This is a genomic window from Caballeronia sp. ATUFL_M2_KS44 (assembly GCF_023630965.1).
GTDB classification, from domain to species: domain Bacteria; phylum Pseudomonadota; class Gammaproteobacteria; order Burkholderiales; family Burkholderiaceae; genus Caballeronia; species Caballeronia concitans.
In genome coordinates this window covers 232621-248050 of the sequence record NZ_JALQEA010000057.1, presented here as the reverse complement: position 1 = coordinate 248050, position 15430 = coordinate 232621, and the positions used below count along the sequence as shown (strand labels likewise).

Below are 15430 nucleotides of genomic sequence, written 5' to 3'. Positions count from 1 at the left end.
AGAAAGCCTCATGAGCGTAGCCGAATACTTTTCTTCGATGGAATACGGACCCGCACCGGAAGACGATAGCGCCGTGCGCGCATGGCTCGACGAACACGCCGGCCGCTTCGGTCACTTCATCAATGGCGCGTGGCGAGAAGGCGCCGATGACGAGCGATTCGATTCGCGCGAACCGGCGACAGGCCGCGTGCTTGCATCGATTGCTCAGGGCGCGGGCACGGATGTCGACGCAGCCGTGCAGGCCGCACACGGCGCGCTCGAATCGTGGCAAGCCTTGGGCGGCGCAGGCCGCGCACGCCATCTTTATGCTTTGTCGCGGATGGTGCAAAGGCATAGCCGTCTCTTTGCCGTGCTCGAATCGCTCGACAACGGCAAGCCGATCCGCGAGTCGCGTGATATCGATATACCCCTTGTTTCAAGGCACTTTCTGCATCACGCGGGATGGGCGCAGTTGCAGGACCGCGAGTTCGCGGACTGGGCGCCGCTCGGTGTGATCGGGCAGATCGTGCCGTGGAACTTCCCGTTGTTGATGCTCGCGTGGAAGATCGCGCCCGCGCTCGCGCTCGGCAATTGCGTCGTGCTGAAGCCTGCGGAATATACGTCGCTGACGGCGCTGCTCTTCGCGGAGCTGGCGCATCGCGCGGGCTTGCCGAAGGGCGTGCTCAACGTCGTGACCGGCGATGGCCGCACGGGCGCCGCGTTGGTGGAACATCCACGTGTCGCGAAGATCGCGTTCACGGGATCGACGGAAGTCGGTCGGCAGATTCGTGCGACGACTGCCGGATCGGGCAAGTCGCTCACGCTGGAACTGGGCGGCAAGTCGCCGTTCATCGTATTCGACGATGCCGATATCGATTCCGCCGTCGAAGGCGTGGTCGATGCAATCTGGTTCAATCAGGGCCAGGTGTGCTGCGCGGGTTCGCGATTGCTCGTGCAGGAAGGCGTCGAAGCGCAATTCATCGACAAGCTCAAGCGCCGCATGGAAACGCTGCGTGTGGGGCATTCGCTCGACAAGGGCATCGACATGAGCGCGATTGTCGATGACGTGCAGCTCGAACGCATTCGCGCGCTCGTCGAAAGAGGGCAAAGCGAAGGCTGCGCCATTCATCAGCCGTCGCGTCTCGCATTGCCTGAAGGCGGCGCATTTTTCCCTCCGACGCTCGTGACCAACGTTGCGCCCGCTTCGACGCTTGCGCAAGAAGAAATCTTCGGGCCGGTTCTCGTGACGATGAGTTTCCGCACGCCGGAAGAAGCCGTCGCCCTCGCGAACAATACGCGCTATGGCCTCGCTGCAAGCGTGTGGAGCGAGAACATCAGCCGGGCACTGGATGTCGCGCCGCGCCTGCAATGCGGTGTCGTGTGGATCAATGCGACGAATCTCTTCGACGCAGCCGTGGGTTTCGGCGGTTATCGCGAGTCCGGCTTCGGCCGGGAAGGCGGACGCGAGGGCATTTACGAATATCTCAAGCCGCGCGCCTGGTCCAAGCTGCCGGTACGCGATGAATCGAAAGCGCTTTCTCCGCAATCGGACTCACTGACGGATGCGGGCAATGTCAGTGCGATAGACCGCACCGCGAAGCTTTATATCGGCGGCAAGCAGACGCGTCCCGATAGCGGATATTCGCGGATCGTGCGCGCGCCGTCGGGCGCGATCGTCGGAGAAGTGGGCGATGGCAGTCGCAAGGACATTCGCGATGCGGTGACTGCGGCGCGCGGCATGACGAAATGGTCGGCGGCGACCGCGCATAATCGCGCGCAAGTGCTGTATTACCTGGCGGAAAATCTGAGTGCGCGTGCCGATGAATTCACTCGGCAACTCACTCTTCGCGCCGGCTGTAACGAGCGCGATGCGAAGCGCGAAGTGGACGCATCGATCGCGCGTTTCTTCACGTACGCGGCATGGGCCGACAAGTTCGATGGCGCGGTGCATGCACCGCCGCTGCATGGCGTGGCGCTTGCAATGCATGAACCGCTTGGCGTGGTGGGTATCGTGTGTCCCGATGAAGCGCCCCTGCTCGGTTTCGTATCGTTGGTCGCGCCTGCGCTTGCGCTGGGAAATCGCGTGGTGGTGGTGCCGAGCGAAACCTGTCCGCTGATGGCGACCGACTTTTATCAGGTTGCGCAAACGTCGGACGTGCCGGGCGGAGCGCTCAATATCGTCACCGGCGATGCGCGCACGCTCGCGCATACGCTCGCAAGACACGACGACGTCGATGCGCTATGGTGCTTTCACGGCCTCGCGCTCTCGGCGATGGTCGAGCGCGAGTCGGTCGGCAATCTCAAGCGCACGTTCGTCGATCAGGGCCGCGTGTACGACTGGCACGATGCATCGAGTGAAGGCTTGCCGTTCTTGCGTCAGTCGGTACAGGTCAAGAATATCTGGGTGCCTTACGGAGATTGATCGAGGCATTGAATCAGTGAGTTTATTGGGCGTAGATTGCGAACGAGACACGCCCTTCGCATGGAGGAGACGCTGTGCTGAAGAACATCGATCCGCTGTTGAACGCCGATATCCTTTACGCGCTTGCCGCGATGGGTCATGGCGATGAAGTCGTGATTTGCGACGCGAATTTTCCTGCCGATTCCGTCGCGCGCCAAACGGTGCTGGGCAAGCTCCTGCGCGCCGATGGTGCGAATGCGCCGCGTGTCGTGCGTGCGGTGTTGTCGGTAATGCCGCTGGATACTTTCGTCGATGATCCCGCGGGCCGTATGGAAGTCGTCGGCGATTCATCCGCGCTACCCGCCGTGCAGCGCGAAGCACAACGCGAAGTGGATGCAGCGGAAGGGCGTGCATTGCCGTTCGCACCGATCGAACGATTCGCTTTCTATGAGCGCGCAAAGAAAGCCTATTGCGTGATTGCGACAGGCGAAGGACGCGGCTATGGCTGCTTCATCTTCAAGAAGGGCGTTCAGCTTGCGCCCGATGCACCGCAAGGGGACGCACGATGAGCGGTAGCGTCGTCATTCTCGGCATCTACGTGACGGACCTTGCGTTTCGCGCGCAACGCATGCCCTTGCTCGGCGAGACGGTAGCGGGGTCCGCTTTTGCAATGGGGCCGGGCGGCAAAGGCTCTAATCAGGCTGTCGCGGCAGCGCGTGCGGGCGCGGACGTGATCTTCTGCACGCGCATTGGCAACGATGCGTTCGGCAACATCGCGCGAGCCACGTGGGCTGCCGAAGGCATCAGTTCGCGCGCTACTGTCATGGACGAAGTGGCCACGGGCGCCGCGCATATCTATGTCGACGAGAACACGGGCGGCAATGCAATCATCGTCGCGGCGGGCGCGGCAGGCACGCTCGGCCCGGAAGATGTCGATGCAATCGAAGACGATATCTCACGCGCAGCCGTTTTCGTCACGCAACTCGAGCAACCGATTCCTGCTGCGCGGCGCGGCCTCGAACTGGCACGAAAGCATGGCGTGGCGACGGTGTTCAATCCCGCACCGGCTGTGCCGCTTACTGACGACATCTATCCGCTTTGCGACTACATCACCCCCAATGAAACGGAAGCGGCGGCATTGACGGGCATCACAGTAAGTTCTGTCGACGATGCGCGTCGCGCCGCGAATATGCTCTTAGCGAAGGGCGTTCGCGCCGCGATCATCACGCTCGGCGAAGCGGGCGCGCTACTGCATACCGCGAATGAATCGGTGCTGGTGCCGGCATTCGATTGCGGGCGTGTGGTGGAGACGGCCGGTGCAGGCGATGGCTTCACCGGCGGCTTCGCAGCGGCGCTCGCACGTGGCGAAAGTGCCTTGGATGCGGTGCGTTTCGGCTGCGCGCTCGCGAGCATTTCGGTGACACGCGCGGGCACCGCGCCTTCCATGCCGCGCCTCGATGAGATCAACGCGCTGCTCGCTGAAAGGAGCGTCACGCAATGAAAGCGTCGAAGTGGCTCGCCGACCGGCAATTCAACTTTCTTGTCGGCGTGAACTTACTGGTGATCGTTGTCGCGACGTGGCTTTCGCACGGCCAGTTTCTCGACATCGACAACCTGCAGTCCATGGGCGGACAGTTGCCCGAACTCGGCCTGCTTGCGCTCGGCATCATGCTTTCGATGGTATCGGGCAATGGCGGCATCGACCTGTCGGGTGTGGGGCTAGCCAATCTCTCGGGCATGGTCGCGGCAATGCTGTTGCCGCAGTTGGTATCCGCCGACGATTCGCCCGCGTTGTACACGGCGGTGTTCGTCTGCATCGTCGTGGCGATGGGTTTGATCGGCGGCTTGCTCAACGGCGTTGTCATTGCCAAACTAAAACTCACTCCCATTCTTTGCACGCTCGGCACGCAATTGCTGTTCACCGGCATCGCAGTGGTATTGAGCAATGGCGCTTCGGTACGCGTCGAGTACGTCGATCCTCTATCGAATATCGGCAACGGGACATTCCTGCAAGTGCCGATCGCATTCTGGATTTTCATCGCCGCCGTCTTGCTGCTCGGCTGGATACTCAAGCGCACGCCGTTCGGCTTGCGGCTCTATTTGATGGGCACCAATCCGAAAGCCGCGTTCTATGCGGGTATTCCGCGCGCACGCATGCTGATTCTCACCTATGGCATGTGCGGCGTGCTTGCATCGCTTGCCGGTCTCATCAGTGCGACGCATACGTCCAGCGCAAAATGGGACTACGGCAATTCGTATCTGCTGATTGCCATTCTCATCGCGGTCATGGGAGGCGTGAATCCGGCAGGTGGCTATGGCCGCATTGTCTGTGTATTTCTCGCCGCGACCGTGCTGCAGTTCCTGTCGAGCCTCTTCAACCTGCTTGGCGTGTCGCAGTTCTTCGGCGATTGCGCTTGGGGGTTTCTGCTGCTCGCTTCGCTCGCGTTCGCTGGTGGCGAACGCGTCCGTGCGATCTTCGGCATCGGCGGCGCCGCGCCTACGACTAAAGTTCCGCCGCCGCCTGCATCGACGGGACGTTGATACTCGCCATGTGATTTTCTTTAAAAGACCAATCGAGAGCCATTCGAAACATAAAGGAGACAGCGCAATGAAGCTCAAGAAATTCGGCACCGCTCTTACGGCAATCGCGCTTGCCGCAGGCGCGATTGCAGCCGCGCAAGCCGCCACTAACGAGACGATCGTGACCGTGGTGAAAGTGACCGGCATCAACTGGTTCAATCGCATGGACGACGGCGTGAAGGAATTCGGTAAAGAGAATCCGAATATCAACGTCTATCAGACCGGACCGGGCCGCGCCGATGCCGCGCAGCAGCTCAAGATCATCGAAGATCTGATCGCGAAGAAAGTCACTGCGATCGCAGTCGTTCCCTACGATCCGCCGACGCTCGAACCCGCGCTCAAGAAAGCGATGGATCGCGGCATCAAGGTCGTCACGCATGAAGCCGACAATGCGAAGAACACGATGGTCGACATCGAAGCGTTCGACAATACCGCCTATGGCGCGGGTCTGAACGAACGGCTTGCGAAGTGCATGGGGCAGCAGGGCAAGTGGGCGGTGCTGGTCGGCTCGCTCGGCAGCCGCTCGCAAGTGCAATGGGCCGATGGCGGCATCGGCAACGCAAAGGCCAAGTATCCGAAGATGGATCTCGTCGAGCCGAAGCTCGAAACGAATAACGACGGCGAGCGCGCTTATCAGGTTGCCAAGGAAGTCTTGCGCAAGCATCCGGACCTGACCGGCTTCCAGGGTTCCTCGTCGCTGGATGTGATCGGCATTGGCCGCGCGGTCGAAGAAGCGGGCAAGGTCGGCAAGATCTGCGTCTATGGCACCGGCTTGCCGACGGAAGCGGGTAAGTTCCTCGAGAGCGGCGCGATCAACGGCATTGCCTTCTGGGATCCGAAGCTCGCGGGTATCGCGATGAACAAGGTCGCGCAAATGCTCGTCGACGGCAAGACGGTTCAGAATGGCGCCGATCTCGGCATTCCCGGCTATAACAAAGTCACTGTGAGCAAGGGTCCGGGCAAGGGTGTGATCGTGCGCGGCACCGGCTGGGTAGATGTCGACAAGACGAATTACAAGCAATACCCGTTCTGATGTAATGCTTGCGGCGCGTGAGTTTCAGGCACGCGCCGCGCGAAAACATACGCCATGACCATAGAGACACCGCTTCTCGAAGTCGTCGACATTCATAAGCGCTTTACCGGCGTCTATGCGCTGCGCGGCGTGAGCCTTGCGTTCGAGCGCGGGCAGATTTATCACTTGCTCGGCGAGAATGGCTGCGGCAAGAGCACGCTCATCAAGATCATTTCGGGCGCGCAGCCGCCGGATGAAGGCGAACTCGTGATAGAAGGCGCGCGTCATGCACGCCTCTCGCCGCTGGATGCGCTTTCGGCTGGCATCGAGACGGTCTATCAGGACTTGTCGTTGCTGCCCAATATGAGCGTGGCAGAGAATGTCGCGCTGACATCCGAGCTTGCCGAACACGCGGGAAAGCTCGCGCGCACGTTCGATCGTCGCGCGCTTGCCGCCACCGCCGCGCGCGCGCTCGAAGCTGTCGGCTTGCCGGGCGATCTGAATTTTCAAAAGACTTTGATCGAGCAATTGCCGCTGGCCACGCGTCAGCTCGTGGCGATTGCACGCGCCATTGCCAGTGAAGCGAAGTTCGTCATCATGGATGAACCGACGACCTCGCTCACTCAAAAGGAAGTGGACAACCTGATCGCGGTGCTGGGCAAGCTGCGCGCTCAAGGCGTTGCGGTGCTCTTCGTCAGTCACAAGCTGGACGAGTGTTATGCGATCGGCGGCGAAGTCATCGTGCTGCGCGACGGCCAGAAAATGGCGCAAGGTCCGATCGAAAACTATACGAAGGCACAGATCAGCGAACTCATGACGGGCAAGCATCTTTCGACGGAGCGCTACCGCGATGAGAGCGATGCCCATGCGTCGCAAGTGGTGCTCGATGTAAAGGGCCTGGGACGTAAAGGCCAGTTCGCGGATGTGTCGTTTGCCTTGCACAAGGGCGAAATTCTCGGCGTGACCGGATTGCTCGACTCCGGGCGCAACGAACTGGCGCGCGCACTGGCCGGCGTCGCACCGGCGGATACCGGCATGGTGACACTCGACGGCATGCGCGTGCGGCTGCATTCGCCAGCGGACGCGAAGGCGCAGCGCATTGGCTATGTGCCCGAAGACCGCCTGAACGAAGGCTTATTTCTCGACAAGCCGATACGCGACAACGTTGTTACCGCGATGATCGCGAGCTTGCGCGACCGCTTCGGCCAGATCGATCGCAAGCGTGCGCAAGCGCTTGCCGAGCGCACCGTGAAAGACTTGCAGATCGCGACGCCCGATGTCGACAAGCCGGTGCAATCGCTATCAGGGGGCAATCAGCAGCGCGTGCTGATCGGCCGCTGGCTGGCAATCGATCCGCGCGTGCTCATTTTGCACGGACCGACGGTGGGCGTCGACGTGGGTTCGAAGGACATTATTTACCGCATCATGCAGCGGCTGTCCAAAGAGGGCATCGGCATTATTTTGATCAGTGACGACTTGCCCGAACTGCTGCAGAACTGCGACCGCATATTGATGATGAAGAAAGGCCGCATTGCGAGTGAGTATCGTGCGGACCGCCTGAACGAGGCCGATCTTTATCACGCGCTACTTTCAGAGGCAGCATGAGCATGAGTGAATCCGTCCGCCGCGCAGGAAACGAGACGATGGCGCCAGCAGTGAGCGATGTCTCTCCGCGTGTGCGCAAGGGCAATCTGTATGCGCAACTGATGCGCAACCCGGAGTGGTTTACGCTCGGGCTAATACTGGTCACGTGTTTGATCGTGGGCAGCCTCAACCCGCGCTTCTTTCAGTTCGCCACGTTGTTCGACATGCTGCATTCGGCGACGACCGTATCGCTGTTTGCGCTGGGCACGCTCGTGGTGCTGGCATCGGGCGGCATCGACGTGTCGTTCACCGCCATCGCCGCCTTGACGATGTATTCCATCACCAAGGCCGTATTCGCATGGTGGCCGGACTGTCCGTTCGTCTTTATTCTGCTTGCGGGCGCGGTGGGCGGCGTGCTGCTTGGCATCGTCAATGGGATGCTGGTGCATCGGCTAAAAGCGCCTTCGCTGATCGTCACCATCGGCACGCAGTATCTGTTTCGCGGTTTGCTGCTGACGTTCGTCGGCACGCAATTCTTCATGAATATTCCGCACAGCATGGATACGTTCGGCCGCTTGCCGCTCTTCTTCTATCACACGGCCGACGGACTGCGTGCGGTGTTGCCCGTGTCGGTGCTTGCGCTCGTGATTGCAGCCGTCGTCACGTGGTGGCTGCTCAATCGAACGATGATGGGTCGCGGCGTGTATGCAATGGGCGGCAGTCTCGCCATTGCGGAGCGTCTGGGCTATAACCTGCGCGCCATTCATCTCTTCGTATTCGGTTATACCGGTTTGCTGGCGGGCGTCGCGGGCATTCTGCACGTATCGACTAACCGGCTCGCGAATCCGTTCGATCTCGTCGGCACGGAGCTCGATGTGATCGCTGCTGTCATTCTCGGCGGCGCGCGCATCACGGGCGGCACGGGTACGGTCATCGGCACGCTGCTTGGCGTCGTGCTCGTGACGCTCATCAATAGCGTGCTGATTCTGGTGGGCGTGCCTAGCACGTGGCAGAAGGTGATTATCGGCGCGTTTATTCTCGTCGCGGGAACGCTGTTCGCTCTTGGACGCAGGCAGTAAGTTCGGTCAGGCGCGCTTTTGCTGCGCCTGTCCCTTTTCGGTGATGATCGAATCGAACTCGGCAAGTTCAGCGAAGCGCACGGCTTTCACCTTGCCGAACTTACTCGAATCGACGACGAGATGCCGCTCCACGGCGCTCGCCATGGCGGCCTGCTTGATGGCCACTTCATGGAAATTCCAGCACGTGACACCGCGCGCTTCGTCGGCGCCGCCCGCCGACATGAACGCCTTGTTGATGCCCATGCGTCTCAATGTCTCCACACTTTCATCGCTTGCAAACGATTCGGACGAAGGCACATATACGCCTCCAAGCAAAATCATGCGGACATTGGGCTTGCGCCGCAAAATCTCCGCGACGTTGAGTGAATAACACACTACCGTCAAATGCATTTCGGCGGGAATGTGACGAGCAAGCGTGGTCAGCGTCGTGCCGCAATCGATGAAAATGGTTTCGCTGTCCATCAGGAGATGCGCCGCATGGCCGGATGCAATGGCCTTCGCCTGCGCGAAGTGATCCTTCTCTTCGTCGATGGTGTAGCCCGCCGCGTTCGGTAAATCCGCTGCGCTGACGATATAACCGCCAAGGTAAGTGAATTGGCCGGGATGTGCTGCAATATCCCGACGAACCGTCATTTCGGATACGCCTAAAAGTGCCGCCGCATCGCGCAGACGCATGACGTTTTGTTTCTCTAGCGCGCTGGAAAGCGTGCGTAGGCGGTCGCTCTTGGCCATTGAATTCGCAGTCTCGCAACGCGTCGCCGCGGTGTTAGATTTTAGTCGTGAGTTGAAAGAATTATAACAATGCAAGGCGCATCGTCGTGCGCCTTGACTGTGCATAGCGGGTAAATACGGAGTGGGAATCTAGATCGCTTCGGCTTCGTCCAGCATGACGGACAGCGTGCCGGCTTCGCTTTGCACGCCCGCATCGAGATCGATCTCGTGAGGCGTCATCTTTGCGATGGCTCTCAAAAGACGCGGGGAAAATGTTGCGCCGAACAGGGCGATCGCATCATTACGTTCGCGTTCATTGGCATTCGCCAACGTCCGCAACTCCGCAAGCGGCAAGCCGACGAAGAGGTCCAAGGAATAAGGCGGAGCGTCGACTTCGAGCGTGGTTGCCGGTGACTCCGGAGCGCGGATTCGCAGGCCGGGCTGAAGATGATTCTCCAGTTCCATTGTCACTTCATAATTCGCTTCGGCTTCGAGCGATGTGCGCGCTTCGCTTTGCAAGAACGGCGCGACAGGCTGAAGGCGGGCAAGTTCTTCATCGGTCAGTAGCATGGCGGTTCTCCTTGATCGGCGTTCGATGGATCGCCTGATCCTAGCCCTTAAGCTAGATGCTTGCCCGATACTTCGACGAAATGCGAGATTGCATCGTTCACCGCACTCGCAGCGTCGCGATGAGGCGAGTGTCCGCAATTCGGCAGCTTCGCGAGTTGCGCGTGTGGAACGTACGCGTTGATCCTGTCGATCTGCTCCATCGATGCATATTCGTCGTCGCAACCCTGAATGGCAAGCAGCGGCCGCTTGATCGATGCAAGCGTTGCCGCAATATCCCAATGACGAAATTCGGGGGCGAGCCAGGCATCGTTCCATCCGTAGAAAGCCGAGTCGACGTCTTCATGATAGGGGGCGAGCCTTGCGCGAAAGCCCCTCGTTTCATAGGCGATTCTTGCGTTGGCGATTGCATCCACGGTCATTGCTTCGACGAACGTATGCGGCGCAAGCACGGCCGCGCCTGCGAGTGCTTCGGGAAATGCGCTTGCATAGAGCAGCGCGATGGAGCCGCCGTCGCTATGACCGATAACCCACATGCGCGCCCGCTCGGCATGATCGATGGCGAGCGCATCGAGGAATGCAGGCAGCACGGCTTGCGCTTGACGATGCAGAAAGTCGACCGGCCATTTCTCGTGCCGTGGTCGCGGTGTCGAGCGTCCATAGCCGGGACGCGAATAAACCAGGCCACGGCAATCAAGACGGTCGCACAAGGACTTGGGCCAATCTTTCCATAAGGCAATTGACCCCAGGCCCTCATGCAGAAAGAGCGCGATTGGCGCATCCGTGCGTTCAGCGTTGATCCATTGATACTCGATGTCAAGCGGATAAGGGCCGCAATTGAGTCGAGCGAATGTCACGTGGTCGTTCATGGCGTTCCAAGGTCTTTGGATGCGCCCAAGATTAACAGAGACCGCTTAGCCCGGCGACGCTGTCAATTGCGAATGGACGTCGTGTGCGAGTTCCAGCATGACTTGCCGGTCGATGCCGCCCGACACTGCATAACCGAAATCGCCATCGACCCAATAGAACACACTGACCGGGCCATCCTGATACAGCTTGAATGCAGTCGTATTCGCGCTTGTCTTGCGACGGGAAATGCAAAGCGTCACGCGTTCGCCTCTTGCGTCGCGGTACATGAATTGAGCCATTGGACCGTCATCGCCGGGAATGAGCCGGCCGCCCATCAATTGAAATCCGCTCTTGGTGAGCATGGGCGGATGCACGTCCGTTCCCAGCCTGTTCGACAGGTACTGCACGAATTCTTCTTCGCGGCCTTGGCTCATGTCCGCCGGACGATCGACCGTCGGCATATACACCACATGCGCAAGCGCGGCCTCGCGCGCCATGGTTTCGTTGTTGTCCGCGCCGAGCGCAATTGACTGCGATGCATTCGACCACGGCCCATACGCGTGCATGCCGAATCCGAAGCCTGCACCGATGCCGATGCCGAGCACGAGCGTCGCAGCAAGGCCCGCGAATTGCGGCCAACTGGCGATGCTCCATGTGCGCCGCTTGCGCTCCAGCGCGCGCAAACGAGACGGCACGGGCTCGTTCAGCACACGGTCGTAACGCTCATGAAACATGTTATTCAGCGAGAAATAATCGCTTACGCGCGCAGCCAGCGCGGGATTCGATTCGATTGCACGTTGAACCTGCTCACGACGTTCCGAGGACAGTGCGCCATCGACATATGCATGAATTTCTTCTTCGCTGATAGCAGTCGGTTGCTCGCTCATCGCACCACCTTCAGTTTTGCTCCGGGCTGCGCGCCCGCCATGAATGCTCTTAGTCGTTCGCGGCCGCGCGAGAGCCGGGACATGACCGTGCCGACGGGCACGTCCAGCGCGATCGCCACTTCCGCGTAGCTCATCTCTTCCAGGCCGACGAGCAAGATGACTTCACGCTGCTCGGCGGGCAGGCGCTGCAACGCATAGTCGAGATCGCGCACTTCGAGGGAACGCAACTGGTCGCCGGGTGCGGCGAAATCGCTCTCGCGGAACGCGTCGTCGTCGACTGAAACATGCACCGCGCGCGCCGACGCCTTGCTGAGTTGATTGACGAACACGTTATGCATGATCGTGAAAAGCCACGCGCGCAGATCGGTGCCGGCTTCGAACATCTTGCTTCGCGAGAGGGCGCGTTCGAGTGTGTCCTGTACGAGATCGTCCGCGAGTTCGCGGTTGGTCAGGAGCGCGCGCGCGTATCGGCGCAATCGCGGCACGTGCTCCATCAAGTCATTGCGGATGTCCATGTTCGATCCGTCGCTCATTGCCCGTCGCAGCCGTTATCAACTGCGGTCATTCAAAGAGATGAACAGGCGCGCCGGCATTTTATTCCCGCTTTTAGTGAATTATTTTCTCCAGAGACAGACGGTCGCTGAATAGAGTGTGCGCGCTCTATGCGATGTTCGTCGCTTCCTTGACGATACCCGATGTGTGCCGCAACTGATCGACGGTCAGCCGTATCGCGTCGATCAACGCACGCGCGGCCGGTGAAGGCGTGCTGCCCGCGCGCATCGTGAGGCCGATATCGCGCCGCGTGTTTTGCATGGCGATGTCGAGCACGACGAGTTGTCCCGCCTCGCATTCATAGTGCAATTGTTGGGCCGAAACGGCGGCAAGCATGTCCGTACGAGCCAGCAAGCCGCGAATGATGGCGAGGTCCGCCGTCTCGACAGTGGGCATCGGCGGTTTGAGCTTGAGGCGCCTGAATTGCGCTTCGAATATGCCCCGCGCGGGTGCGTGGCTGCGTGGCAAGACCCATTGGGCTGCGATCAATTCCTTGAGCGTCAGGTCGCGCTTGCTCGCTAACGGATGATCGCGCCGTGCAATGACCACCATGTCCTCCGACATGAGACGCTCGTTCGCGAGGCCGCTCGATGCATCGTTTGCTCTTAGCGCGCCGAGTACGAAGTCGATATCGCCCGCCCGCAATCCGGCGACGAGCGGTTCGTACGCGCTTTCATCGGTTGCGATTCGCACGCCCGGATATTGAGCGGCAACGCGCGCAATCGCGCCGGGAAGAATCAGGGTTCTGCCAAGCGGCAGCGCGCCGACGGTGACATAACCCTGAATGGTCCCGCGCAAGGCGGCCAGATCATCGGGAATATGCCGCAACTCATTGAGCGCGCGGCGCACGTGCAGCACGAAGGTTTCGCCTTCGCTCGTGAGCAACAGGCCGCGCGGGCTGCGATGAAACAACTGCATGCCCGCGCCGGTTTCCATGATGCGTATGGCGCTGCTGACGGCGGGCTGACTGAGGCCGAGTGTTTGCGCGGCGCTCGGCATGTGACGATGACGCGCCAGTGCGGAAAACAATTGCAGCCGCCGCGTGTTCAACAGAAACGCCGGCAACGCATTTCCCGATGCCGAGCGCCGACGCGACTGCCGCGCGGCGCACCATTGCGCGAGCGTTTCGAGTTCGAAGAATATGCGCTCGCAACGCAATAGAACAGCGCGTCCGGCGGGCGTAGGCAACATGCCCGATGGACGGCGTTCGAGCAGCGTTTCGCCTACCGCCGATTCGAGTTCCTGCAGCGAGCGGGTCACGGCGGATTGCGCGCGAAAGAGCGCAGATGCCGCGCGCGTGGCGCTGCCGGTCTGGACCACGAGTCTGAATGCGCGCAAGTACGCGAGATTGAGCAGTTCGCGGGTGTCCATGGAACTTGCCAAAGGAAAGGGGCGGGCATCAGTTTAATTTATCGCTTGCCGTTCAATCGTCGATGGTTCCATGCACGCCAAGCTCGCCGCGCTTCCAGTAAGCGGAGGCACGGATGCGCCGCTTGTCGATACCGCGTTCGTCGCAAAGCAACTGGCGCACCGAACGCATGAGCGTCGCTTCGCCGGCTGCCCACACATAACCTTCGCCATCGGGCAAATACAACTCGCGCAGCGCGGACAACACATCGCCCGATTGCGCGGACTCGTTGCGGTAACACCATTGCGCGTAGAGATCGGCGCGCGAATTCAGTTCGATGCGCGCAGAAGGATCGGCGACTTCGATCAGCGTGGCCGCGCGCGTGCCTTCGGGCAGTTCTTCGAGACGACGCGCGATGGCGGGCAGGGCGGTTTCATCGCCGATCAGAAGATGCCAGTCGAAATGCGACGGCACGACGAACGAGCCGCGCGGCCCGCCGATGCCGAGAGTTTGACCCGGCGCGGCCTGCGACGCCCACGCCGTCGCCGGACCGGCTTCGTGCAAAGCGAATTCAATATCCAATTCGAGCGCCTCGCGGTCGAAACGCCGCGGTGTGAAATCGCGCGCGATGGGCTTGGGCTTCGCCGGATCGAACACGGGACCGTCGGGGCCCGCTTCGGGAATGACGGGCATCGTCTCGCCGGGGTGCGGGAAAAAAACCTTCACGTGATCGTCGAAAGATGCGGTTTCGAAGTCGGCAAGCGCTTCGCCGGTGAACGTCACGCGGATGAAACGCGGGTTCATTGCATGCACGCGCTTCACTTGAAGCAGGCGGAACTTGAGCGCATGGCGCACGCGCGTGACTTCCAGATTGGAGCGGTCTTGCCGCTCGTTCGTCGCGGAATGATTCATCGTGTGGTCTTTAATCGTTGGCCTGTGTTTTTGCTTGCGGATTCGCGTCGCCCTGTTCGATCTCCGCCGTGGCACGCGCGAGAATGGCCGCGATACGGCGCTGCTCTTCCTGCGATGCATCGGTGCGCAGCAGCAAGGCGCGCTTCAACGCGTGCCGCGCGGCGATCAGTTCGGGCGCCCAGCCGCCGTCGGCTGCGGCGTCGTCCGGATCCTCGCCCGCGTAGGCGCGGCGTACGAGGTCCATCTTGCGTGCAAAATGCAAAAGCCTCGCGAGCATCAGATCGACGCGCTCACGGTTCGCAGCGAGATACGCGCGGCCCGACTCCGATAGCGCATAGCGCTTGCGGTTGCCTTCCAGTTCGACGGTTGCGTGGCCGAGTTCCTCCAGATACGTGAGCGCGGGGTAGACCATGCCGGGACTCGGCGCATAGAAGCCGTTGGAGCGGTCCGCCAGGGCCTTGATGAGTTCGTATCCGTGGCGCGGGGCCTCTTCGAGCATCGCGAGAAGCAGCAGTTGCAGGTCCTCCGATGAAAACTTGCGGCCACGCGGCATGCCGCCCATGTCGTCGGGACCGCCGCCGAATCCGCCCATCCCTCCAAAGCCACCGCCTCCGCCGAACCGCCCGCCGCCGTGCCGATGCCGGCCGACCATGCCCCAGCGTTCGAACATGAACCACGCGGCTCGGAAGGGCGAATCGAATTCAAAATGCCGTTCGGGGCCGGGCGCACCGGCGCGGTTGCATCGATGAAAACCTCGGGATTTCATGATCACACTCCTGTGGATATCGTAAAACATATCTAAAGATATATATCGTAAGAGTGTCTGTCAAGGATGTTTTCGGGCGTGCGATGCGCGAGCCAAACGAGCGGAACGAATCAGCCGTGGTGCCTGCCGATGAGACGCGCAAGCGCGGCGTTCTTGCTGCATCGCCCGGCCTTTTCCACGCGATGGACGAGCGCGGCACGTCG

General features: G+C 60.7%; 15 protein-coding genes. 7 read left to right on the top strand and 8 right to left on the bottom strand.

The window, feature by feature from the left end:
• Nucleotides 1-10 precede the first annotated feature (10 nt).
• The 7 genes from NCR39_RS24840 (at nucleotide 11) to NCR39_RS24810 (ending at nucleotide 8635) form a co-directional block, all read left to right on the top strand.
• Nucleotides 11-2401: an aldehyde dehydrogenase family protein gene (locus tag NCR39_RS24840; protein ID WP_250454792.1), complete on the top strand. Its 2391-nt coding sequence runs from the start codon at nucleotides 11-13 to the stop codon at nucleotides 2399-2401.
• A gap of 74 nt (nucleotides 2402-2475) precedes the next feature.
• Nucleotides 2476-2949 (top strand): RbsD/FucU family protein, encoded by a 474-nt coding sequence (locus tag NCR39_RS24835; protein ID WP_250454790.1) that lies wholly within the window; start codon nucleotides 2476-2478, stop codon nucleotides 2947-2949.
• Nucleotides 2946-3881: a ribokinase gene (rbsK, locus tag NCR39_RS24830; RefSeq protein ID WP_250454788.1), complete on the top strand. Its 936-nt coding sequence runs from the start codon at nucleotides 2946-2948 to the stop codon at nucleotides 3879-3881. The genes NCR39_RS24835 and rbsK overlap by 4 nt, the downstream gene beginning before the upstream one ends.
• A complete protein-coding gene (locus tag NCR39_RS24825; RefSeq protein WP_250454786.1) occupies nucleotides 3878-4921 on the top strand; it encodes an ABC transporter permease in 1044 nt (347 codons plus the stop codon). Before rbsK ends, NCR39_RS24825 begins: the two co-directional genes overlap by 4 nt.
• A gap of 67 nt (nucleotides 4922-4988) precedes the next feature.
• The gene (locus NCR39_RS24820) at nucleotides 4989-5993 is read left to right on the top strand and encodes an autoinducer 2 ABC transporter substrate-binding protein (RefSeq protein ID WP_040049172.1); all 1005 of its coding nucleotides are present in this window, start codon (nucleotides 4989-4991) and stop codon (nucleotides 5991-5993) included.
• A 54-nt stretch (nucleotides 5994-6047) separates the two neighbouring features.
• On the top strand, nucleotides 6048-7577 hold the full coding sequence (locus NCR39_RS24815) for a sugar ABC transporter ATP-binding protein (RefSeq protein ID WP_250454784.1): 1530 nt from the start codon (nucleotides 6048-6050) through the stop codon (nucleotides 7575-7577).
• Between the two features lie 38 nt (nucleotides 7578-7615).
• On the top strand, nucleotides 7616-8635 hold the full coding sequence (locus tag NCR39_RS24810; RefSeq protein ID WP_502800281.1) for an ABC transporter permease: 1020 nt from the start codon (nucleotides 7616-7618) through the stop codon (nucleotides 8633-8635).
• A 6-nt stretch (nucleotides 8636-8641) separates the two neighbouring features.
• Here the strand turns inward: NCR39_RS24810 and NCR39_RS24805 are convergent, their stop codons facing one another.
• The 8 genes from NCR39_RS24805 to NCR39_RS24770 all read right to left on the bottom strand — a co-directional run bounded on the left by NCR39_RS24805 (nucleotide 8642) and on the right by NCR39_RS24770 (nucleotide 15227).
• Nucleotides 8642-9367, bottom strand: a complete 726-nt coding sequence (locus NCR39_RS24805; RefSeq protein WP_250455172.1) for a DeoR family transcriptional regulator — start codon at nucleotides 9365-9367, stop codon at nucleotides 8642-8644.
• 129 nt (nucleotides 9368-9496) lie between these two features.
• Entirely contained in the window at nucleotides 9497-9916 is a 420-nt protein-coding gene (locus NCR39_RS24800) for a hypothetical protein (RefSeq protein WP_250454780.1), read from the bottom strand.
• A gap of 47 nt (nucleotides 9917-9963) precedes the next feature.
• On the bottom strand, nucleotides 9964-10782 hold the full coding sequence (locus NCR39_RS24795; protein ID WP_250454779.1) for an alpha/beta fold hydrolase: 819 nt from the start codon (nucleotides 10780-10782) through the stop codon (nucleotides 9964-9966).
• Between the two features lie 45 nt (nucleotides 10783-10827).
• Complete coding sequence (locus NCR39_RS24790; protein ID WP_250454776.1) at nucleotides 10828-11649, bottom strand: anti-sigma factor family protein; 822 nt, start codon at nucleotides 11647-11649, stop codon at nucleotides 10828-10830.
• Nucleotides 11646-12164 carry an RNA polymerase sigma factor gene (locus NCR39_RS24785; protein ID WP_250454774.1) on the bottom strand — a complete coding sequence of 173 codons (519 nt, stop codon included), beginning with the start codon at nucleotides 12162-12164 and terminating at the stop codon, nucleotides 11646-11648. Before NCR39_RS24785 ends, NCR39_RS24790 begins: the two co-directional genes overlap by 4 nt.
• A gap of 145 nt (nucleotides 12165-12309) precedes the next feature.
• Nucleotides 12310-13572, bottom strand: coding sequence for a LysR family transcriptional regulator (locus NCR39_RS24780; RefSeq protein WP_250454773.1), 1263 nt, complete (start codon nucleotides 13570-13572; stop codon nucleotides 12310-12312).
• A 52-nt stretch (nucleotides 13573-13624) separates the two neighbouring features.
• Entirely contained in the window at nucleotides 13625-14461 is an 837-nt protein-coding gene (locus tag NCR39_RS24775) for a siderophore-interacting protein (RefSeq protein ID WP_250454770.1), read from the bottom strand.
• A 10-nt stretch (nucleotides 14462-14471) separates the two neighbouring features.
• Entirely contained in the window at nucleotides 14472-15227 is a 756-nt protein-coding gene (locus NCR39_RS24770) for a PadR family transcriptional regulator (protein WP_250454769.1), read from the bottom strand.
• Between the last annotated feature and the right edge of the window lie 203 nt (nucleotides 15228-15430).

What these genes read in the sequence shown, in the direction of transcription:
- NCR39_RS24800 (WP_250454780.1), bottom strand. Translation starts at nt 9,916, where the DNA reads ATGCTACTGACCGATGAAGAACTTGCCCGCCTTCAGCCTGTCGCGCCG.
- NCR39_RS24785 (WP_250454774.1), bottom strand. Translation starts at nt 12,164, where the DNA reads ATGGACATCCGCAATGACTTGATGGAGCACGTGCCGCGATTGCGCCGA.
- NCR39_RS24810 (WP_502800281.1), top strand. Translation starts at nt 7,616, where the DNA reads ATGGCGCCAGCAGTGAGCGATGTCTCTCCGCGTGTGCGCAAGGGCAAT.
- NCR39_RS24805 (WP_250455172.1), bottom strand. Translation starts at nt 9,367, where the DNA reads ATGGCCAAGAGCGACCGCCTACGCACGCTTTCCAGCGCGCTAGAGAAA.
- NCR39_RS24825 (WP_250454786.1), top strand. Translation starts at nt 3,878, where the DNA reads ATGAAAGCGTCGAAGTGGCTCGCCGACCGGCAATTCAACTTTCTTGTC.
- NCR39_RS24840 (WP_250454792.1), top strand. Translation starts at nt 11, where the DNA reads ATGAGCGTAGCCGAATACTTTTCTTCGATGGAATACGGACCCGCACCG.
- NCR39_RS24770 (WP_250454769.1), bottom strand. Translation starts at nt 15,227, where the DNA reads ATGAAATCCCGAGGTTTTCATCGATGCAACCGCGCCGGTGCGCCCGGC.
- rbsK (WP_250454788.1), top strand. Translation starts at nt 2,946, where the DNA reads ATGAGCGGTAGCGTCGTCATTCTCGGCATCTACGTGACGGACCTTGCG.
- NCR39_RS24780 (WP_250454773.1), bottom strand. Translation starts at nt 13,572, where the DNA reads ATGGACACCCGCGAACTGCTCAATCTCGCGTACTTGCGCGCATTCAGA.
- NCR39_RS24795 (WP_250454779.1), bottom strand. Translation starts at nt 10,782, where the DNA reads ATGAACGACCACGTGACATTCGCTCGACTCAATTGCGGCCCTTATCCG.
- NCR39_RS24820 (WP_040049172.1), top strand. Translation starts at nt 4,989, where the DNA reads ATGAAGCTCAAGAAATTCGGCACCGCTCTTACGGCAATCGCGCTTGCC.
- NCR39_RS24815 (WP_250454784.1), top strand. Translation starts at nt 6,048, where the DNA reads ATGACCATAGAGACACCGCTTCTCGAAGTCGTCGACATTCATAAGCGC.
- NCR39_RS24775 (WP_250454770.1), bottom strand. Translation starts at nt 14,461, where the DNA reads ATGAATCATTCCGCGACGAACGAGCGGCAAGACCGCTCCAATCTGGAA.
- NCR39_RS24790 (WP_250454776.1), bottom strand. Translation starts at nt 11,649, where the DNA reads ATGAGCGAGCAACCGACTGCTATCAGCGAAGAAGAAATTCATGCATAT.